Annotated in this window: 16 protein-coding genes; 9 read left to right on the plus strand and 7 right to left on the minus strand. The window is 59.7% G+C overall.

What is annotated here, in order from left to right:
* Positions 1–16: 16 nt before the first annotated feature.
* From HDF10_RS10875 to HDF10_RS10890, 4 genes are all read right to left on the minus strand, one after another.
* On the minus strand, positions 17–970 hold the full coding sequence (locus tag HDF10_RS10875; RefSeq protein WP_183813224.1) for an alpha/beta fold hydrolase: 954 nt from the start codon (positions 968–970) through the stop codon (positions 17–19).
* A gap of 17 nt (positions 971–987) precedes the next feature.
* Entirely contained in the window at positions 988–1,638 is a 651-nt protein-coding gene (locus HDF10_RS10880) for a nitroreductase family protein (RefSeq protein WP_183813226.1), read from the minus strand.
* A gap of 167 nt (positions 1,639–1,805) precedes the next feature.
* Complete coding sequence (locus HDF10_RS10885; protein ID WP_183813228.1) at positions 1,806–2,819, minus strand: hypothetical protein; 1,014 nt, start codon at positions 2,817–2,819, stop codon at positions 1,806–1,808.
* A gap of 168 nt (positions 2,820–2,987) precedes the next feature.
* On the minus strand, positions 2,988–3,935 hold the full coding sequence (locus HDF10_RS10890) for an MBL fold metallo-hydrolase (protein WP_183813230.1): 948 nt from the start codon (positions 3,933–3,935) through the stop codon (positions 2,988–2,990).
* 162 nt (positions 3,936–4,097) lie between these two features.
* On the opposite strand from HDF10_RS10890, the gene HDF10_RS10895 reads away from it, so the two are divergent.
* Complete coding sequence (locus tag HDF10_RS10895; protein ID WP_183813233.1) at positions 4,098–4,847, plus strand: hypothetical protein; 750 nt, start codon at positions 4,098–4,100, stop codon at positions 4,845–4,847.
* Positions 4,848–4,908: 61 nt separating this feature from the next.
* Here the strand turns inward: HDF10_RS10895 and HDF10_RS10900 are convergent, their stop codons facing one another.
* A complete protein-coding gene (locus HDF10_RS10900) occupies positions 4,909–5,082 on the minus strand; it encodes a hypothetical protein (RefSeq protein ID WP_183763480.1) in 174 nt (57 codons plus the stop codon).
* A gap of 244 nt (positions 5,083–5,326) precedes the next feature.
* On the opposite strand from HDF10_RS10900, the gene uvrA reads away from it, so the two are divergent.
* Together uvrA and HDF10_RS10910 are read left to right on the plus strand one after the other, a co-directional pair.
* Positions 5,327–8,437 carry an excinuclease ABC subunit UvrA gene (gene uvrA, locus HDF10_RS10905; protein ID WP_260177808.1) on the plus strand — a complete coding sequence of 1,037 codons (3,111 nt, stop codon included), beginning with the start codon at positions 5,327–5,329 and terminating at the stop codon, positions 8,435–8,437.
* Complete coding sequence (locus HDF10_RS10910) at positions 8,434–9,510, plus strand: CPBP family intramembrane glutamic endopeptidase (RefSeq protein ID WP_183813235.1); 1,077 nt, start codon at positions 8,434–8,436, stop codon at positions 9,508–9,510. The genes uvrA and HDF10_RS10910 overlap by 4 nt, the downstream gene beginning before the upstream one ends.
* Here the strand turns inward: HDF10_RS10910 and HDF10_RS10915 are convergent.
* A complete protein-coding gene (locus tag HDF10_RS10915) occupies positions 9,507–10,883 on the minus strand; it encodes an AAA family ATPase (protein WP_183813237.1) in 1,377 nt (458 codons plus the stop codon). The two genes, HDF10_RS10910 and HDF10_RS10915, sit on opposite strands and share 4 nt — an antisense overlap.
* A 393-nt stretch (positions 10,884–11,276) precedes the next feature.
* Between HDF10_RS10915 and HDF10_RS10920 the strand changes: the two genes are divergently transcribed.
* The 6 genes from HDF10_RS10920 (at position 11,277) to HDF10_RS10945 (ending at position 19,715) form a co-directional block, all read left to right on the plus strand.
* Complete coding sequence (locus HDF10_RS10920; protein WP_183813239.1) at positions 11,277–11,951, plus strand: orotate phosphoribosyltransferase; 675 nt, start codon at positions 11,277–11,279, stop codon at positions 11,949–11,951.
* A complete protein-coding gene (locus HDF10_RS10925) occupies positions 11,948–12,415 on the plus strand; it encodes a DoxX family membrane protein (RefSeq protein WP_183813241.1) in 468 nt (155 codons plus the stop codon). Before HDF10_RS10920 ends, HDF10_RS10925 begins: the two co-directional genes overlap by 4 nt.
* Before the next feature lie 184 nt (positions 12,416–12,599).
* On the plus strand, positions 12,600–16,079 hold the full coding sequence (locus HDF10_RS10930) for a TonB-dependent receptor (protein ID WP_183813243.1): 3,480 nt from the start codon (positions 12,600–12,602) through the stop codon (positions 16,077–16,079).
* A gap of 197 nt (positions 16,080–16,276) precedes the next feature.
* Positions 16,277–17,242: a sugar phosphate isomerase/epimerase family protein gene (locus tag HDF10_RS10935; RefSeq protein ID WP_183813245.1), complete on the plus strand. Its 966-nt coding sequence runs from the start codon at positions 16,277–16,279 to the stop codon at positions 17,240–17,242.
* A gap of 117 nt (positions 17,243–17,359) precedes the next feature.
* The gene (locus HDF10_RS10940) at positions 17,360–18,682 is read left to right on the plus strand and encodes a Gfo/Idh/MocA family protein (RefSeq protein WP_183813247.1); all 1,323 of its coding nucleotides are present in this window, start codon (positions 17,360–17,362) and stop codon (positions 18,680–18,682) included.
* A 154-nt stretch (positions 18,683–18,836) separates the two neighbouring features.
* Positions 18,837–19,715, plus strand: a complete 879-nt coding sequence (locus HDF10_RS10945; protein WP_183813249.1) for a sugar phosphate isomerase/epimerase family protein — start codon at positions 18,837–18,839, stop codon at positions 19,713–19,715.
* Here the strand turns inward: HDF10_RS10945 and HDF10_RS10950 are convergent.
* Positions 19,701–19,898 (minus strand): hypothetical protein, encoded by a 198-nt coding sequence (locus tag HDF10_RS10950; RefSeq protein ID WP_183813251.1) that lies wholly within the window; start codon positions 19,896–19,898, stop codon positions 19,701–19,703. The two genes, HDF10_RS10945 and HDF10_RS10950, sit on opposite strands and share 15 nt — an antisense overlap.

Below are 19,898 nucleotides of genomic sequence, written 5' to 3' on the forward strand. Positions count from 1 at the left end.
TCCGGCAGGACAGTTTCTAAAAATACCCCGCAGCAAACGTCCGACCACCCCCACGCATAGGCGGCTGCGACCGCAAAAACTCCACCGTCCCCTCAATCACCGGCTTAGCGCACTCCGCAGGAGCCAGATGCCCGCACCCCTCCACAACATCCAGCACCGACTGCGGCACCCCCTTATGAATCGCCTCGCCCGACGCCAGCGGGATCAACTCATCCTGCGCGCCCCAGACAATCAACATCGGCTGCGAGATATCATGCAGACGAAAGTCCAGCAGATCGCGCCCACCGATCATCGAAGCCGTACTCCGATTCACCACCCACGCATTCCCCTGCAGCTTCCGTACCATCGCCTCCGCCGCAAAGTCCGGAATCACTCGAGGCTTCGGCGTAAGAATCGCGATCAACTTCTTCACCCCAGCCGGATCGCTCGGAGTAAACAACTCCGGCCCAAACGTAGCCGGAAAATATAACCCCGCGCTGTCATACACAATCAGCCGGTCCACCATCTCCGGATGATCGAGGGCAAGCTTCATCGCCACCCATCCGCCCATCGACCAGCCACCCACATCAGCCCGCGAAACATGCACCGCGTGCATGAACTGAGCCACCGTCTGCTCCTCGAGCGAGATCGAGTAACTCACATCCGGCTTAGGCGATCTGCCATACCCCAGCAGATCCGGCACATACACATGAAATCCCTGCGCCGCCAGCGGAGGAATCATCACCCCCCAATCTTCCCCCCGCGCCCCCAGCCCATGCACCAGCACCAGAGGAGTCCCATCCGCAGCGCCCGCCTCAAAGTAATGAAGCCTATACCCTCCAGCTTCGATGTAGTCGCTCTTCACACCCTGGCGCCAAAGATGAAATCGAGTATGCTGATCCGCAAACCAAAGCGGATACCTGTAAAAGGCCAGCCCAACCGCCGCGGCCAAAAGCAAAACAACAACCAGAACGCGCAGTGCAAGCTTCATAGCCAGGTCATCTCCACTTACAGCTTCAGAGGCTTGCCAAACTCTTCTCCAAACACCGTATGTCCTATCTCAAACCGTCCGCCATCGAACTTGTCCGGGCCCTTGGCATGTCCAATCGCCAGCAACGCCACCACCCAATAGCTCAGCGGCAGCCGCAACACCTCATGCACTTTGTCCTGTTCGAACCCTTCCATCGGTGCGGTGTCGTATCCCATCACCTCCGCCATCAGCATCATGTGCGTAAACGCCAGCATCACCTGCTTGTTCAGCCATGCCTGCATCTGCCCGCTGCTAAAGCTCGACATATAGTTCGGCACGCTGCTCTGTGCCTGCGCTGCGTAGCTCTCCGGCATCCCGCCCTTGCGCCCCTTCTCCAGCACCAGGTCCAGATCCTTGCGCCACCCATCCGTATCGCCGCAGGCCACAATCACCGCCGACGCCTCTTCCACCTTGCCCTGGTTATAACTCGCCCCACGCAGCTTCTTCTTCTGCTCCGCCGACTGCACCACCACAAACCGCCAGGGCTGAAGGTTATATCCGCTCGGTGCATGCAGGCCGGCATCGAGAATCTGCCGCAGATCCTCCGCAGGAATCGGCACACTATCAAAACTCGGTGTCGCCCTGCGCTCTTGAATTGCCTGGCTCAGCGTCTTTTTATTTTTTGTCATTGTTCTCTTTCTCGTCCCTATCAATAGAGTGACAGTTTTACCTGGAAGGTGAGTCTTGGTCCGGCGCATTCTTTTCCGTGCCGCTAAAACGATTCTCAAGATATCACTACCCAGTCAACCGCCGGGAGAAGATCAAAAAAATGGACCCCAGCGAGCCCTTCATCCGCTCAATGAATCTGGCTCATCGCCTGCTCCGTCGCAAAGGGATTCTGTCCAGCGACCTCCGCAATCATCCACACTCCATGAAACGGCTTCCTCAACTCCGGATAAGCCGCCACCAGCGCTGCCATCGCATCCGCGTTGCGCTTCCGTGCGGCAGCCGCATCGCCAAGCTCGTCCACCTTCAGGTGCGCCGTCACATCCACCTTGTCGTTCCCCAAAGAGTCATCCACGCCAAGCGCAGTAAACCGGTACTCTGCACCATCTGCACCCTTCACCACCAGTGGCGACTCAGCACTCACGCCCTCCGACAACGCAGGTGGAGCAACAGCCGTCTGCTCAGCCTTCAACTTCTCAAGATGCGTACTCTGAATAAAATTCGTCGGCCGCAGCAGATTCTCGGCCTGCTGATAGTAGAGCCACGCATTCCAACGTTCCTTCTGCATCGTCATCTGCCGCGCCTGCGTCCAGTACCACAGCCCATCATGACCCGCCGCCAGCAAAGGCTTCGGATAAAACCCCGCCATCACCCACTGCCCCTGATCCTGCCGCAGTAAAAACGACAGCCGCCACGGCGCGCTGCCATCCGCGACATCCACAATCGCAAATCCATACCGCCCAGGAGCCAGCCCCGAGATAACAAAATCCGCCTCAGCTACCGACTTATTCAGCGAGCAGAAAAACTGCGCATCCGGCACCGACCCATCCGCCGCCCGCTTCAGCTGCGTTCCATCCAGCAGATACACCTGCTCCACCTTCAATGTGCCGCCCTTCACATGCGCAGAAGTACTTCCAACAACATCTCCAATGCCGCCAAAGTCCTTCGCATACTCAGCCGCCGTAGCCGCACGCAGACCACTCACATCCCCGGCCTGCACCTTGGCCGCCAGCCCACGCGCCGCAGCAGCTAAAGCCTCCCGCTCAGCCCCCGTCATCTGCGACTGCGTCGTGCACACCTCAGCCGACGCCACCCCTCCCACCAACAGACCCACCGCCAGCAATCCAGTCTTCCATCTCATCATCACGCCCTATCAGCCTGTCGCGTCCATCGAGCACTCAGAGAAACTCGAGCACTCAAAGAAATCAGATGCCCGATTCGAGACCCGCGAAAGTCATCCTCAGTCTACAGCCACTCTCCCAAATCCAGACAGTGCCATAGCCGCAGAAAACGGCCACCAGCGACAGACACGCTACATAGGAAAACAATCGAGGTCATTCGCAAACACGATCGGACCATCAAAGCGCCGCCGTATCTCGGTCATGCTCTCCTCCTCTTTCCCCAGCGTTCGCAGCATCCGGTGAGAGAGCACCAGCTTCTTCACATGAGCATTCCCCGCGGTCATTCCGATCACAGACGGTGGCATATGCAGTCGTCTCTCCACTCCAGTCGCGCCTTCAGGAACAGCGTTATGGGCCACCAACAAATCCGCATTCATAGCCAGCCGCGTCAGCCCCTCGCCTTCGCCGTTTGTATCGCCGCTAAAGACGATGCGCTTGCCACCGATATCCACTCTCCACGCCAACGCAGGAACCTGGCCATGAATCACGCGTACCGCATACACCACCACGGCGCCGCTCCGAAACACAAGCGCCGGCTCCGCTCCCGCCACAACGTTATGCGGTTGCAACTGGTAACTCCCCCCAGTGCCCGGCTCCACGAGTTCACTCAAGTAGCGAAACGCGCCGTGAGGATCGCTGAACATATCACGGACAAACTCCGTTGTGGACGGCATGAAATCGTTTCCAGGAGGACCAAAGACCGGCAACGCGCGCCTTCGGTCTTCAAACCACGACGAAAAAATCAACGCAGGAAAGTCACTGCTGTGATCGACATGAAAGTGGCTGAAGAGAAACACATCCGGTTGCGACATCTGCGCCCCGCTCTCCCCAAATCGAAGCGCACTCCCACCCCCTGCATCGAGGATCACTCTCGCCCTGCCGTCCTGCCAGATCAGATAGCTCGTCGACGCTCGTTTAGCCTGCGACTCTGGTCCGCCCGACCCAAGCACCTGCACCGCCAAACCCGTAGAACCGCAGGACTGTGCCGTAGCAGACACAAAACCGCAGACCAGGCCACACAAACCGAGAAGCAGCAGACCTCTTACCCGAACCTGCACCCACTGGCGATCCAATCGCATGGCCCGAGCATACGCCGTCCCAAAACCGCAGGAAAACACAAGCGGTCCCGCTGGTTTTGACAGAAGAGTGACTCTCCCACCTTCATTCCGCGATAATCTATGGAGGGCAGTCCGTATCCGCTGCCGATAACGTTGCCCCACAACAGAGCGTCCTACCACTACATGCAAAGCACGGCGCCAATTCGCTTCCTCACCTCCGCCAGCTTCGCCCTCTCCGCTCTGCTGTCGGCCCAGATCGCCACCCCGGCCCCGCAGGCCACACCCTCACTCCAGTCAGTGTCCACCCTGCCGCCCACGGCCCCGACCAGCGCACCCGCGCCGCTCACTCCAGCCGCGCCACTCACGCCAGCCCTGCCTCTCACGCCCGCCCAGGAACAGCCAAAGCACGCCCAGGTCACCCTCGCCAACGGCATCCTCTCCGTCACCGCCGACAACTCCAGCCTCAATCAGATCCTCCGTCAAATCTCCCACGAGACCGGCATCAAGATCATAGGAGGCGTCGTAGACGAGCGTGTCTTCGGCAAATACGGCCCCGACGCACCCAGTCAGATACTGGCCGAGTTGCTCGACGGCACCGGCAGCAACATACTCCTCGTAGCACGCGAGGGTGCCACCCCGGCACAGCTCATCCTCACCCCTCGCCAGGGTGGTCCCACACCGCCCAACCCCAACGCGCAGGCATTCGATGACAAGTCCGACACCGAAGAGGCTCAACCAGCACCAGAGCAGCCCCCACCCTCCGCCGAACCACCTTCCGCCCGAAACAGCACGGTCCCGCCCATCACCCCGGCCGAACCAGCTTCAGCAGCTCCAACCGACGGGTCCCAGCCGGAGTCCCCCAATGGCGTCAAAACGCCCCAGCAGATCTTCGAGCAGCTCCAGCGCCTCCGCCAGACAGCTCCACCGCAATAGCATTTCAATGTGTGATTGAACCTCAAACAGACCGCGACTGTCAGCCCTTCTGCAGCGCCGCCTAGCTCTTCAAAACCTGCACCGCAGCCGTCACCTGACGAGCAGCATTCCCAGCGATCTGACGCGCATGCATCTGGAACGCGCTAAACATTGCAATACAGACTCCGTAAGCCACTAGAACGCCCACCGCCAACGAAGCCAACACCGCAGACACCAACACAATCGACGAATTCACACCCACTCCTCCGATTTACAGGCTGCCGGCCCTTTCCGCCGGCAACAAGACTTTTACATCGTCGCTATTGTTACAAACTTCCGTGGGATTACAATGACCCGAAAGTCAAGGTTATTGCACCTTCGGATACATCTTTCCCATTCCGGGGTTGCCCCGATCCAAACCGCCCTTCCCGCCCCAACAAAATCTCTCCCTCAAAATGCCGTATTCTAGAGACTTGGCCGAACCTCGCCATAGACATCTCATGGGCATTACACACATCACCGTCCGCGGCGCTCGCCAGCACAATCTGCGCAACGTCGACGTCAGCATTCCGCGCAACACCCTCACCGTCGTCACCGGCCTCTCCGGCTCCGGCAAGAGCTCCCTCGCCTTCGACACCATCTACGCCGAAGGCCAACGCCGTTACGTGGAGACCTTATCGGCCTACGCCAGACAATTCTTAGATCAGATGGAGCGCCCTGACGTCGACGCCATCGACGGCCTCTCCCCCGCCATCTCCATCGAGCAGAAAACCACCTCCCGCAGCCCTCGCTCCACCGTCGGCACCATCACAGAAATCTACGACTACCTCCGCCTCCTCTACGCCAGCGTAGGCCAACCCCACTGCCCCAACTGCCACCGCCCCATCACCCGCCAGTCCGCCGAGCAGATCGTCGAACGCATCGCCAGCCTCTCCCCCGGCGAACGCATTACCGTCTACGCCCCCATCGTCCGCGGCCGCAAGGGCGAGTTCCGCGAAGAGCTCGAAGCCCTCGACCAGCAAGGCTTCCGCGCCCGCATCGACGGCGAGATGACCGAGCTCACCGAGGGCATGCGCCTCGAAAAACGAAAAAACCACACCATCGAAGCCATCGTCGACCGCATCATCCTCAAGCCCCTCCCACCCGACAACACCACTGCAGCCCTAGCCAACGCGGCACCCAAGTACGACACCCGCCGCCTCGAAACCAGCGTAGCCAAAGCCCTCCAGATGGCCAACGGCCTCGTCCTCATCGCCATCCACGGCATGGACGAAACCCTCTACTCCTCCTCCATGGCCTGCCCCGACTGCGGCATCAACGTCCCCCGCCTCGAGCCGCGCAGCTTCTCCTTCAATTCCAACTACGGCGCCTGCCCCAACTGCCACGGCCTCGGCAGCATCTATGACTTCGACCCCGCCAAGACCATCACCGACTGGTCCAAGCCCCTGCTCGACGGCGCCATGGGCCCTGGCAGCGGCTCCGCGTACCTCCTCCGCCTCATCAAGCTCTTCGCCGAAAAGACCAAGATCAACATCAAGCTCCCCTTCGAAGACCTCACCACCGAACAACAAAATCTCTTCCTCTACGGCCCCCCGCGCAGCGAAGCCGGACGCACCGGCTTCCACGGCATCTTCAACTACCTCCGCACCAACCTCGAAGACACCAAATCCGAGGGCTACCGCGAGTACATGATGCAGTACATGTCCGCGACCATCTGCCCCGTCTGCAAGGGCCGCCGACTCCGCCCCGAGTCCCTCGCCGTCACAGTCAACGGCGCCTCCATAGCCGACTTCACCGGCCTTCCCCTGGTCCGCGCCCTCGACGCCGCCCGCAACATGAACTTCACCGGCCGCGACCGCATCATCGCCGACCGCCTCCAGCGCGAGATCATCGAGCGCCTGGAGTTCCTCAACGCCGTCGGCCTCGGCTACCTCGCCCTCGACCGCAGCGCCGCCACCCTCTCCGGCGGTGAAGGCCAGCGCATCCGCCTCGCCACCCAGATCGGCTCCCGTCTCCGCGGCGTCCTCTACGTCCTCGACGAGCCCTCCATCGGCCTCCACCAGCGCGACAACCAGCGCCTCATCAACGCCCTCGAAGACCTCCGCGACCTCGGCAACACCGTCCTCGTCGTCGAGCACGATGAAGACACCATCCGCAAAGCCGACTACGTCCTCGACCTCGGCCCCGGCGCAGGAAAAAACGGCGGCCTCCTCATCGCTGACGGCACCCCCCAACAAATAATGGACAACCCAGCGTCCATCACCGGCCAGTACCTCGCCGGCAAAATCGAAATCGTAGCCCGCACCAACCCACGCGAACTCACCGGCAACTGGATCACTGTCGAAGACGCCCACTCCCACAACCTGCAGAACGTCACCGCCCACTTCCCCCTCGGCGTCATGACCGTCATCACAGGAGTGAGCGGCAGCGGAAAATCCACCCTAGTCAACGACATCCTCTACCGCTCGCTAGCAAAGGAACTCTACGGCTCCCGCGAAGAACCCGGCCAGCACGGCAAGGTCATCGGCATCGACCAGCTAGACAAAGTAATCCAAATAGACCAATCCCCAATTGGCCGCACCCCACGCAGCAATCCTGCTACCTATACAGGAGTGTTCACGGCGATAAGAGATCTCTTCGCCATGCTCCCCGAGTCGCGCGAGCGAGGCTACAAACCCGGACGCTTCTCCTTCAACGTCCAGGGTGGACGCTGCGAAGCCTGCCAGGGCGAAGGCCAGCGTCGCATCGAGATGAACTTCCTCCCCGACGTCTACGTCCTCTGCGAAGTATGCAACGGACGTCGTTACAATCAAGAGACCCTCTCCGTCAAATTCAACGGCTACTCCATCGCCGACCTGCTCGACCTCCCCATCGCCGACGCCGTCCCGATCCTGAAAGACATCCCTACCGTAAACATCAAGCTCCAAACTCTCGTCGACGTAGGACTCGGCTACATCCATCTCGGCCAGTCCGCCACCACGCTCTCCGGCGGCGAAGCCCAGCGCATGAAGCTCGCCCGCGAACTAAGCAAGCGCCAGACCGGCCGCACCCTCTACCTCCTCGACGAGCCCACCACCGGCCTCCACTTCGACGACGTGCGCAAGCTCCTCGAAGTCCTCCACCGGTTAACCGACCTCGGCAACACCGTCATCATCATCGAGCACAATCTCGACATCATCCGCAACGCCGACTACATCCTCGACATGGGCCCCGAGGGCGGCGAAGGCGGCGGCCGCATCATCGCCCACGGCACGCCCGAGCAGATCGCCACCGTCGCCGCCTCCCACACCGGCAGCTTCCTAGCCCGCTACTACGCCTCGCACGCTTCCAACTTCGCCAGCCGCAACGGCACCAGCCACGCCGGCCCCCAACCCACACACATCGCCGCCGCCCCTGACGCGATCAAACACCTAAAAGCCAAATTCATCGCGCCCGAGAAGAAGACCGGTCTCGCCAAAGCCAGCGCCAGCAAGCCCGAGGAGAGATCCCCCAAAAGCATCAAGCCAAAACCTGCAAAGAAGTCCACAATAAGCAAAGCAGCAAATCAAAAAGAATCGGCACCGAAGAAAGAACCCGCCTCAAAGCCCGTCCCAAGCACGAAAAAAGCATGAGCGAACTAACCCCGAACCCCGCCACACCAGCCTCCGGGTCCCCCGCGTCCCGATCCCTTGGCTCGGACATCACCCAAAGCACAGCCGATTTTTTCTCTCCAGATCCTGTCGCCGCCGGCCCCCACAGCCGAAGCCAATCCGACGCCCCCGTACGCCCGATACTCCCCGAACGCCCGATACTTCCCGAACTCTCCCTCCTCCCCGAAGGCGAGGCCATCCTCCAGCCTCCCATGGACAACACCCCCAACGACGCCCCTGAAGACCCTCCGCACCGCATTCCCAACCTCGGCCACGCCCTCCTCTTCCTCGCCATCGCCGGCCTCTTCCTCTTCCTCACCCAGCTTCTCCTCCTCGGCCTCACACACGCTCCAGCGATCGGAGGCAAACTCTCCGCCGCTTCCATCCCGCCCAAGCTCCTCATAGCCTCCGAGGCCATCACCTACCTCGCCACCCTCGCCCTCTCCTGGTTCGTCTTCCCCTTCTTATGGAAGCGCCCCTTCGCCAGCGGCATCGACGCGAACCCCGACGCAGCCCGACGCAACGCCTTCCGTCTCATCCCCCTCGGCCTCACCCTCTCCTTCGTTGTGCAGGCCATCTCGTCGGTCATCGCCATCCCCAAAGACATCCCCATCGACGACTTCTTCCGCACCCCATCCGACGTCTGGCTGGTCACCCTCTTCGGCATCCTCGTCGCACCCCTGTTCGAAGAGATCCTCTTCCGCGGCTTCCTCCTCCCGGCCGTCGCCATCGCTTACGACTGGCTCTCGCTTCCCCGCACCCCCGCCGCCCGCGAGCTCTGGCAATCCAACAACAAGATCTCCACCCCCGCCCTGGTCTTCTCCGCCGTCTTCACCAGCATCCTCTTCGCCGCGCTCCACGGCCAGCAGACCGCCTTCACCTGGCCCGTCCTGCTGCTCCTCTTCTGCGTTTCGCTCATCCTCAGCGCCGTCCGCATCCGCCTGCGTTCCGTCCTCGCCTCAACCCTCATCCACGCCAGCTACAACTTCACCATCTTCCTCACCGCCTTCATCGCCACCGGCGGCTACCGCCACCTCGACAAGCTCTCCCACTAAGCCTCTTCCGCCCCCAAGGGCTCAACCGCTTCCCCACCAAGCAAACGCCGGTTCAAAGTCCCTCCCGCAAACAACATCTCTTCCAGCGCTTCATCCACCGCAGCCTGTGCCAGAACACTCCCCCCGGAGCCTTCCATCTGAAACTGCGCGCAACGCCTCATTAGCTCTTTGATAAAAGCGCCGCTCACACCCTTCGTTCGCCGAACGATCAGCTCCAGCAGCTCCTCCGACATCTGCAGATCGCGCGCATACAGCTTTGTCAGCTTCGCACGGCCCTCCTCGTCCGGTAACGGAAACTCAATCGCCTGATCGATACGCCCCGGACGCGAGACCAGTGCCGGCTCAATCTGGTCGGGACGATTGGTCGTCAGGATAAACAACACCTCGGCATCTTCCCGCAGTCCATCCATCTCATTCAGCAGTTTGTTCAGCAACACCTCCTCGCCCCCGTTTCGCATCTGTGTTCTATCCCGGGCGATCAGGTCAACATCCTCAATCACCATCATGGAAGGCTGCAGGAACCGTGCCAGGCGAAAATATTCTCCGATCAATCCCACCTGCTCGGCCGTCACCAGCAACGTCGTATGATTCGGCAACTGCGAAGCCAGATAGTGGATCGTGTGTGTCTTGCCCGTTCCCGGCGGCCCATAGAACAGCAGTCCCTTCCGCGCCTGAAAATGCATCGACTTCAGCGCGTCGCGTGCAGCCATAAACCCGCCGACATTACGATCGAGCGTAGCCAGCGTCTTCTGCGGAAGAATGACATCCTCCCGGCTCACACTGGCCAACCGATGCACCTTCACCGAACTGCCGCCTCCCATCGGATGATGATGCGCCTCAAGCGAAAGGACGCGGCCGCGATAGCTGCGGCCCTCGCTGATCGCCTGCTCGAGTTGACGAAAGAAATCCTGCGAGAACCCGGAGCCCGGTTCGCCTGCGGCAACAGCAATCTCGACGTTTACGCCCACCTGAAAGCCGAATCGCCCACCCGTGGCGAGCATGATCGCAAAGGGTACCCCTTTCTCTCGCCCCATCCACAATCCATTCTTCAAACAACGTGCCGGTTGCGCGTCGCCAACATCGATCTCGTCGTACTGCAGTGGCCCCGTATCCACAGGAAAGTGAGAGCTGCCGAGCATTTGAGCGAACGTAAGACCCTCGTGCGCATTCGGTGAGACAAGTCCAGTCAATCGAGTCTGCGGTTCCCGTTTCAGCAACCCTTCCAGCCCGGTCTGAACATCGATCCGCGACGTAATCGGAAACTGGCGTGCCGCTGTCGCAATGTCGCGAGCCGAGACCCCGAAGTGCTTCAATAGCTTCCTGGAAAGCTGCGGCTCACGATACCCGTTGCCAACCGAAAAGGAGAAACCCATGCATCTCTAATACCAGCTTCTTCCGGCGTGGTGTGCTTTTTTCTCAAACTCCGACAATATCTCTCCTAAAGACCAGTCAAGCCCCAAAGCAAGCCAACTCCATGCAAAAGAAGGACATCTCCGTGGCACATTAGTTTCCCTCAACTGGCTATAATAGAAACAGCAAGAAAAAGCCTCGGCCGAGCCGGGGCTTTCAACGTTAAACCCACAAGGAGGAATACAAGGCTAACCCCACTGCAATGAAGACTTTGCCAACCATAAATCTCCCAAAGTATTGATTCCAGATACTTTGACACGTGAAGCAGACCGGAGTCCACCTATAAGTAACCTGAATCGAAGACTTTGCACCAAAATGTACCCGCGGAGGGGTATCCTCTAAAATCGAACTTGACCATGCCAACCGACAACCGTACCGCTCTCCTCAACCTCATCGCCACCCACTCCTTCAAGCTGGGCGACTTCACCCTCGCCAGCGGCCAGAGGTCGGACTACTACATCGACTGCCGCATAACCACCCTCCACGCCGAAGGCGGACGCCTCTCCGGCCTCGTCCTCTACGACCTCATCCACCAGCACCTCCCCAACCCTGAAAAGATCGAGGCAGTAGGCGGCCTCACCATGGGAGCCGACCCGCTCGTCTCCAACACCGCCAGCGCCAGCGCGTGGGCCCTCGCCGACTACAACGAGATCGCCGAACTCTCCGACGCCCTCGAGCTCGACCCCGGCCAACGCAGCGACGAAGGCCCCGCGCCTACCCTCCTCCACGGCTTCCTCGTCCGCAAAGCCGAAAAGACTCACGGCACCGGCCGCCGCATCGAAGGCTTCCTCAAACCCGGTGCCCACGTCGTTATCGTCGACGACGTCTGCACCACCGGCGGCTCCACCATCACCGCCATCGAGGCCACTCGCGAGGCCGGCATGCACGTAGCCGGAGTCCTCTGCCTGGTAGACCGCGAACAAGGCGGCCGCGCCAACATCGAAGCCGCCATCCCCGGCGTCCCCTTCCTCTCCGTCTTCACCGCCTCCGACGTCCGCGCCGCTCACATCGCCCCGCGAAAGAAAAAATGAACGAAGCTGACCAACAATCCAAGGCGCTCGCCTTCCTGCGCCTCTCCATCGGCCTTCTCTTCCTCATCTTTGCCGAGTACAAACTGGTCAACACCGAATTCATCTGGGGAGGATTGGCCCACGACCTCGGTCAGCTCCTCAACGAGGGCGCCTACCCCTTCATCCGCCCCCTGCTCAAAAACATCATCCTCCCGCACGCCGTCCTCTTTGCCGCCGTCATCGCCATCTCCGAATTGTTGATTGCACTGAGCTTGCTCACCGGAGTCCTGGTCCGATGGGCAAGCCTCGGCGGTCTGACCATGATGCTGCTCTTCCTCCTCACTTCGAACTATCCCGGCCCCAACTCCCCCTTCTGGCTGTACTTCGGCGCCTCTCTCGACAACTCCGTCCTCGCCCTCTGCTTCATCGCTTTCCTGATCAGCCCTCCCCACCAGCGCTGGGCTCTTCGCCGTCCCAAACAATAGGGGCGATCGCCCCCTTCCAAACAAGCCCCGCCGCACCCCCCGTTTTCCTGTGCCTAAAGGCTGCAGATGGAAGCTCCCGTTTATTTTCTTGACTGACTTCTATCGCCGCTGGTAGGGTTCGTTCGTTCTTCAAACAATAAACAATTCGGGACCTGAAAAGTTGCATACCTTCCGGAGGTTTCACGTGATCGCCCTAAAAAAACTAAGTCTTCTCCTTCTTCCCATATTGATCCTCGGTCTGTCCCCATCTCTCTACGGACAGGCTGTCAGCGGCACGCTGCTCGGCACGATCAACGATCCAACCGGAGCCGCAGTTGCCGCAGCGAAGGTCATCGTCATTGAAACGGCTACGCAGACGGCTCACGAAACCGTGACCAACGAAAGCGGCAACTTCACCCTGCCCAACCTTCCGCCAGGGACCTACAACATCACGGTCGAAGCGAATGGATTCAAGAAAGATACCCATGAGGGCATCGATCTTCTCACCAACACCTCAACACGCGTCGATTTCGCTCTCGTCACCGGCAGCGCATCCGAGACGATCACCGTATCCACCGCTCCCGCGCTGCTGCAAACAGACCGCGCCGATATCTCCACCACGCTTGAGGCGCATCAGATCTCCAATCTCCCCCTCAGCAGCGGCAACAGCTTTCAATCCTTGCTCAATACCGTTCCCGGTATGGCGCCCGTGGTCTTCAACAACTCACAGTTCTTCAACGCCAACAACGATCTTTCTGTAAATGCGAACGGTCAGTCCTCCTACGTCAACCTCTATCAAATTGAGGGTATCGACGACGATCAGCGCACCGGAATCCACATCATCCTCGTTCCCCCCGCCGCCGCGATCCAGAGCGTAGACATCACCACAAATAACTTCGAGGCGGAGTTTGGCCGTGCCGTCGGCGGCGTCGTCAACGTCACCCTCAAATCAGGAACCAATCAGTTTCACGGCTCTGTCTTCCAGAACATGGAAAACAACGGCGTCAATGCTCGCAACTACTTCGCCAGCGGCCCGAATGGACGCCTCGTCTACAACTACACGGGCGCTTCTATCGGAGGCCCGATCTTCAAAGACAAACTCTTTTTCTTCGGCGACTTCCTCCGCACCTCCGATCACGAATCGTCTACGGTGAATACAAACATTCCCTTCTACAACGTTGTTGGCAGTAACCTCGATCTCAGTAAATACGCTGGCCAGGTTTACGATCCGAAGACCGGAGACACTGCAGATTGCAACGGCGGCCCAACCCCCGCTAACTGCGGTAAAGGGCGCACACCGTTTGCAGGCAACCTAATTCCTCTGAGCCGCCTGTCGACCCCGGTGAACGACAGCAACATTGGTTTGACTGTTCTCCAATCCCTCGACGCCCTCGCGAGAGATCCCAAGACCAATCTCGCTTCCGCTGCCTATATTGCCGGTGCGAAGACCAACAACTTTTCCCAGAACTCCCCCTTCAGCAAAGATGCCATCAGCTACGACATCAAGTCAGACTGGACGATCTCCCAGAAAGATCATTTGAGCGGTCGATTCAGCCATCAAAAAATCACCACCTTCCAGGCGCCCCTGTTCGGATCCTTCCTCGGCGGCCCGGCAGGCGGCGGCTTCGAAGCGACCGGTACGGCAACCGCTTACAGCACCGGCGTCAACTACGATCATGTCTTTTCGCCAACCTTGTTCACTGAAGTTCGCGTCGGCGTAGCCCACCTTCGCAACTCAGCGCAACAGTCAGACTTTGGTCAGGACGACGCCAAGAAGCTCGGCATCCCCGGCACCAATCTCAGTTCGATCGATAGCGGCCAGGTCGCCTTTCAGGTAAGCAACTTCGCCGGCAACGGAGAGAACGGCACCACCAATCCCCTCATCGGTTACTCCCAATCGCTCCCCTGGCTCCGCGCCGAGTCGAACATCGACTTTGCCAACAACTGGACCAAGATCCTCGGCAACCACGCGCTCAAAGCGGGCGCCGACATCCGCCGCATCCGCGACGACCTCCTTCAGGGAAACATCAACGCGGCCGCCGGAACCTTTTACTTCAGCGAAAACCAGACCTCCACCCCAGGCGCGCCCTCCAAGGGGCAGGCGAACGATATCGCCAGCATTCTCTTTGACACCCCGTATCAGGTAGGGCAGGACACGAACAGCACCTTCCCCGCCTACCGCCAGACCTGGCTCTTCTTCTTTGTCGCCGACAAGTGGCAGGCTACCTCGAAACTAACTGTCGACGTCGGCCTGCGATATGAGTTGTACCCACCCGCCACGCCGCGCAAAGCAGGAGGATTTTCCAGCTTCAACCCGGCAACCAATCAGCTGACTATCGCCGGCATAGCTGGAAATCCCTCGAATATCGGGATGAAGACCGACTACACCAACTTCGCACCCAGGCTTGGTGCTTCCTTTCGCGCCACCGATTCCACGGTCCTCCGAGCCGGATTCGGCGTCAGCTACGTTCCCTTCGTAGATAACTCTTACGCCTACAACTATCCCATCAAGACCAGCACCGACTACACCAACATTCCAACCTATGGAGCCGCCGTACTGGGCTCCACGAATCAAGCAGCAGTCAACTTCGTAAGCGGAATCCCACCCACCCCGCCCGTCCCCGTCGATGCTAATGGAAAGATCACAGCAACCGGCAACACCTTCCTTAACAGCCTTGGCAACCTTTACATCCCGCTCAACTTCAAGAACGCCTATGTCTCCTCCTGGAATGCGGCCATCCAGCAGGCGCTCCCGCATGACAGCTCCCTCCAGATCGCTTATGTTGCCAACCACGGCACGCGAATTGACTCCTCGCAGAACATCAACGTCCCCAGCGTCTACGGAGAAAGTGCTGCCTTCGATCCGTTGAACATAGCCTTTGGAAAGACCGCCTCCGTAACTCAATTCTTTCTGGGCTACTCCTCCAACTACCAATCGCTGCAAGTACAATTCACTCGCCGATTCACCCACGGCATAGCTTATAGCTCAGCCTTTACCTGGGGCAAGGCGCAAAACTATGTGACCACCCCACAAGATGGAGCCCTGCTCTTCTACAGCGGCGACCGCCGTCGCAACTACGCCCTTGCGGACTTCGACCGCAGGCTCAACTTCTCCCAGACTCTCACCTGGGAGCTGCCCGCTGGACGCAATCACAAGTACTTCAACTCAGGTATCGGCTCCTACGTACTTGGTGGCTGGAAGACTTCGGTCATCCTGTCGGCGGTCTCGGGCCTGCCATTCACCCTCACAACAACCAGCGCAACCCCCGGCACCACCCAGACCGTCGATCAGGTTGCCCCCTTCCACGTCCTGCACCATCACAGCAACCCTAGCGGTGCCCAGTGGTTCGATCCAACCAGCTTCAGCGTCAGCAGACTCACTGGCTGCGTATCCCCCGGTCCATGCGTCGTCGGAAACACGCAACGAAATCAGTTCCGTGGCCCCGGCTACTTCTCAGACAACCTGTCGCTCTTCAAAAGCTTTCCTATCTTCCGCGAGTCGTCTCTCGAGGCTCGCTTCGATGCCTTCAACCTCACCAACACACCCGCCTTCGGTCTGCCCGGAACCACTTACGGCTCCAGTTCGTTTGGTGTCATCACCGGAACCCTCGGCAGTGGCGTCGGCAATGTCAACGGCGTCGGCGGCCCACGTGTCCTTCAGGCTGCAGTCAAAATCTCCTTCTAACCAGGAGAGAAGTCCCGGTCCATCTCAACCGGGACTTCTCTCCTGCTTCCAGATTTACCTTCAAGATTCAATACTTACCCGAAAGCTTCGCATCATCAACCGCTCAAGAACGATGCAACTAATTGGCTAATGGATCGTCTTAAGTTCCTGTTCCCGCATTACGCCAAAATGGCACCGACGAAAGAGGAGTTCCAATCATGAAGAGTGTTTCCCGGCGACAGTTCGTAGGGGGTTCGGCTGGCTTAGTCGCATCGCTCTCATTGCCGATGCGCGCATGGGCCGCAACTTCGCCCTTCAAAATCGCCGTCATCTCCGACGAAATCTCGCAGGACTTCGATCACGCCTGCTCGGTAATCGCCAACGACTTCGGCCTCCACTACGTCGAGCTTCGCGAGATCTGGGGCAAGAACCTTCAGACAGTCTCCGACGCCGAGATCGCAGAAGCACTCAAGATCCTCACAAAGTACAACCTTCAGGTCACCGATATCGCCAGCCCGCTCTTCAAAGTCGACTGGCCCGGCGCACCAAAATCCAAATACAGCTCCAAAGAAGATCTGCACGGCGCCGCAGAGTCCGCCTACAAGCAGCAGGACGAAGTCCTCACTCGCTCCATCTCTCTCGCCAAACAGTTCAAGACTGACAAGATTCGCTGCTTCGACTTCTGGCGCCTCGACGACGTCGCTCCCTACCGCGCAGCCATCAACGAAAAGCTTCGCGCCTCCGCTGAAATCACCGGCCAGCACGGCATTCTTTTGGTCATCGAAAACGAGTTCGCCTGCAACACCGCCACCGGTCGCGAGGCCGCCAAAACCCTCGAAGCCGTTCAATCCCCGCACTTCGTTCTCAACTGGGACCCAGGCAACGCAGTCATGCGCGGAGAGCTCGACGCCTTCCCCGGCGGCTGGGACGCTCTTCCCAAAAACCGCATTCACCACTGCCACTGCAAGAACGCCGTCAAAGACGACTCCGGAAAGATCGTCTGGTCCCCCGTCGACAAAGGCTTGATCGATTGGACCGCTCAATACCGCGCCCTCAAAGAGTCCGGCTATCGCGACGCCGTCAGCCTCGAAACCCACTGGCGCGGAGCAGGCACTCCTGAAGCCTCCACGCGCATCAGCTGGGCTGGCATGAAGCAGTGCCTGATCAACTCGGGAACCTTCTAGCGCTTCACCTTCCAGCGCCGTCATTCGGAACGGAGTGAAGACTTGATTTAGTTCGCTCTTGTTCTTTTTTAAATACTCGGCAAGCATCCTGCCTCAATCTCCTAAGGAGGAGAAACAATGATCACCCGACGAGAGTTTCTCGACACACTCGCAGTCAGCGCAGCAGGCCTCGCTGTCGCCTCCACCGCAAAGAGCTACGCGCAGATCATGGGCTCCAACGATCGGCTCAACTTCGCCGTCATCGGCGTTCGCAGCCGCGCCTATGCTCATCTCTCCGCCCTCAAGGCGAACAAGAAAGATGCCCGCATCGCCTATGTTTGTGACGTGGACAGCAACACGCTGAAGAAGTTCGCCGACGACACCCAAAAAGAGATGGGCGAAGCACCAGCCACCGAAAAAGACTTCCGCCACATCCTTCAGCAGAAGGACGTCGACGCTATCACCATCGCCGCGCCCGACCACTGGCACACCCCCATGGCCATCGCCGGGCTGCAAGCCGGCAAGCACGTCTACGTCGAAAAGCCCTGCAGTCACAACCCCGCCGAAGGCGCGCTCCTCGTTGAAGCCCAGAAGAAGTACGGAAAGCTCGTCCAGATGGGCACGCAGCAGCGCTCCTCCCCCCACACCATCGAGGTAGTCGACAAGATTCACAACGGCCTCATCGGTCGCGCCTACTTCGCCAAAGCCTGGTACAGCAATGTGCGCAAGTCAATCGGCACCGGCAAAGAAGCACCCGTTCCCCCGCAGCTCGACTGGGATCTCTTCCAAGGCCCCGCGCCGCGCCGAGCCTACACCGACAACATCCAGCCCTACAACTGGCACTGGTTCAAAACCTACGGTACCGGCGAGACCCTCAACAACGGCACCCATGAGGTCGATGTCTGCCGCTGGGCCCTCGGTGTCGACTTTCCCGACCGTGTAACCTCATCCGGCGGACGCTATCAATTCAAGGACGACTGGCAGTTCTACGACACCCTCGTCACCAGCTTCTACTACCCCGACAAGATGATCACCTGGGAGGGCAAGAGCTGTCAGGGCATGAAGTACTACGACCGCGACCGTGGCTCGGCCATCATGGGAACCACCGGCACCGTCCTCGTCGACCGCGACGGATACGAGATCTACGACCTCAAAGGAAACAAGACCAGCGAGCTCAAAGCGAACAAGGATCAAACCTCCTCTACCGATCTCACCGGCCGCGACTCCATGACCGACGCTCACTTTGCGAACTTCATCGCCGGAGTCCGCAAGGGAGAAAAACTCAACGCTCCCGTCTCCATCGGAAACGTCGCCGTCACCATGCTTCAACTCTCCAACGTCGCCTGGGATGTCAACCGTGAACTGCAGCTCGACAACACCGATGGCAAGGTACTCCACGACTCCGAAGCCATGAAAGGCTGGGGCCGCGACTACGAAAAGGGCTGGGCACCCCACCTCTAGCCCTCACAACACACGATGCGGACTGCCGCAGATCACCAGTCCGCATCTCCGCTCCAAATCCGCCGCGGCCATCTCATCCATAAAAGATTCAACCACCGGCCGGCGGAGCCATCACAACCGAAATGAACCCCAGGAAAGCGCGAGTCCCGACCTCATGACCAACCCCCTCTCACGTCGCAGCTTCGTCCAATCCGGCGCTCTCCTCGCGGCGGCAGGAATCACCTCCAACGCCCTCCCCTCCCTCGCGCTCCAGCCCTCGCACGCTACGGGAGCCTCCTCACCCATCCAACTCGGCCTCGCCAGCTACACCTTCCGCAACTTCACCCGCGACCAGATGATCGGCTTCATGAAGCAGCTCAACATCACCAACCTCAACGTCAAGGACATCAAAGACCATCTGCCCGTGGACCCCACCGAAGAGGCCAAGGCCCTCGCCGACTACACCGCCGCCGGCATCAAGCTCCACGCCGCCGGAGCCATCTACTTCCCTAAAGATGACGACGCCGACATCCGCAGCAAGTTTGAGTACTGCAAGCGGGCCGGAATCTCCCTCATCGTCGCCGGCGACCCCTCCCCCGAAACCCTCCCCCGCGTAGAAAAATTCGTCAAGGAATACGACATCCGCATCGCCATCCACAACCACGGCCCCGAAGACAAGCTCTGGCACTCCCCCCTCGACATCCTCAAAGCCGTCAAAAATATGGACCCGCGCATCGGCTGCTGCATCGACGTCGGCCACACCGTCCGTGCCGGCACCGACGTCGTCCAGGCCATCCACGAAGTCGGCCCCCGCCTCTTCGACGTCCACATGAAGGACCTCACCAACTTCGACAGCAAAGAAAGCCAGGTAGCCGTAGGCGACGGAATCATGCCCGTAAGAGGCATCTTCGAGGCCCTCATCAAAACCAAATACCAGGGCTTCGTCGACCTCGAGTACGAAGTCCACGCCGACGATCCCATGCCCGGAGTCATCGCCAGCTTCTCCTACATGCGAGGCGTCCTCGCAGGAATGGGCTATCTAACCCACGGCTGATCCCACCCTGTGTTCTCCGCGAGCCCCCGTCTCAAAGCCGCCCCGATGCCAATCTCCTGCCCGCAATGTCACCGTGGGCAGGAGGATGTTATCCTGCCGCAGGCTGGCACGGTGTAGCTTGCGCTGCTGCAGACTCAGGATGGGCCCATCCACACAGCAGTTGTCGAGAAGAAGGAGCAGCAT

The sequence above is a fragment of the Tunturiibacter empetritectus genome (assembly GCF_014201375.1).
GTDB classification, from domain to species: Bacteria; Acidobacteriota; Terriglobia; order Terriglobales; family Acidobacteriaceae; genus Edaphobacter; species Edaphobacter lichenicola_D.

What these genes read in the sequence shown, in the direction of transcription:
- HDF10_RS10925 (WP_183813241.1), top strand. Translation starts at nt 11,948, where the DNA reads ATGAACGAAGCTGACCAACAATCCAAGGCGCTCGCCTTCCTGCGCCTC.
- uvrA (WP_260177808.1), top strand. Translation starts at nt 5,327, where the DNA reads ATGGGCATTACACACATCACCGTCCGCGGCGCTCGCCAGCACAATCTG.
- HDF10_RS10940 (WP_183813247.1), top strand. Translation starts at nt 17,360, where the DNA reads ATGATCACCCGACGAGAGTTTCTCGACACACTCGCAGTCAGCGCAGCA.
- HDF10_RS10895 (WP_183813233.1), top strand. Translation starts at nt 4,098, where the DNA reads ATGCAAAGCACGGCGCCAATTCGCTTCCTCACCTCCGCCAGCTTCGCC.
- HDF10_RS10885 (WP_183813228.1), bottom strand. Translation starts at nt 2,819, where the DNA reads ATGATGAGATGGAAGACTGGATTGCTGGCGGTGGGTCTGTTGGTGGGA.
- HDF10_RS10920 (WP_183813239.1), top strand. Translation starts at nt 11,277, where the DNA reads ATGCCAACCGACAACCGTACCGCTCTCCTCAACCTCATCGCCACCCAC.
- HDF10_RS10880 (WP_183813226.1), bottom strand. Translation starts at nt 1,638, where the DNA reads ATGACAAAAAATAAAAAGACGCTGAGCCAGGCAATTCAAGAGCGCAGG.
- HDF10_RS10915 (WP_183813237.1), bottom strand. Translation starts at nt 10,883, where the DNA reads ATGGGTTTCTCCTTTTCGGTTGGCAACGGGTATCGTGAGCCGCAGCTT.
- HDF10_RS10950 (WP_183813251.1), bottom strand. Translation starts at nt 19,898, where the DNA reads ATGCTGCTCCTTCTTCTCGACAACTGCTGTGTGGATGGGCCCATCCTG.
- HDF10_RS10890 (WP_183813230.1), bottom strand. Translation starts at nt 3,935, where the DNA reads ATGCGATTGGATCGCCAGTGGGTGCAGGTTCGGGTAAGAGGTCTGCTG.
- HDF10_RS10910 (WP_183813235.1), top strand. Translation starts at nt 8,434, where the DNA reads ATGAGCGAACTAACCCCGAACCCCGCCACACCAGCCTCCGGGTCCCCC.
- HDF10_RS10935 (WP_183813245.1), top strand. Translation starts at nt 16,277, where the DNA reads ATGAAGAGTGTTTCCCGGCGACAGTTCGTAGGGGGTTCGGCTGGCTTA.
- HDF10_RS10945 (WP_183813249.1), top strand. Translation starts at nt 18,837, where the DNA reads ATGACCAACCCCCTCTCACGTCGCAGCTTCGTCCAATCCGGCGCTCTC.
- HDF10_RS10875 (WP_183813224.1), bottom strand. Translation starts at nt 970, where the DNA reads ATGAAGCTTGCACTGCGCGTTCTGGTTGTTGTTTTGCTTTTGGCCGCG.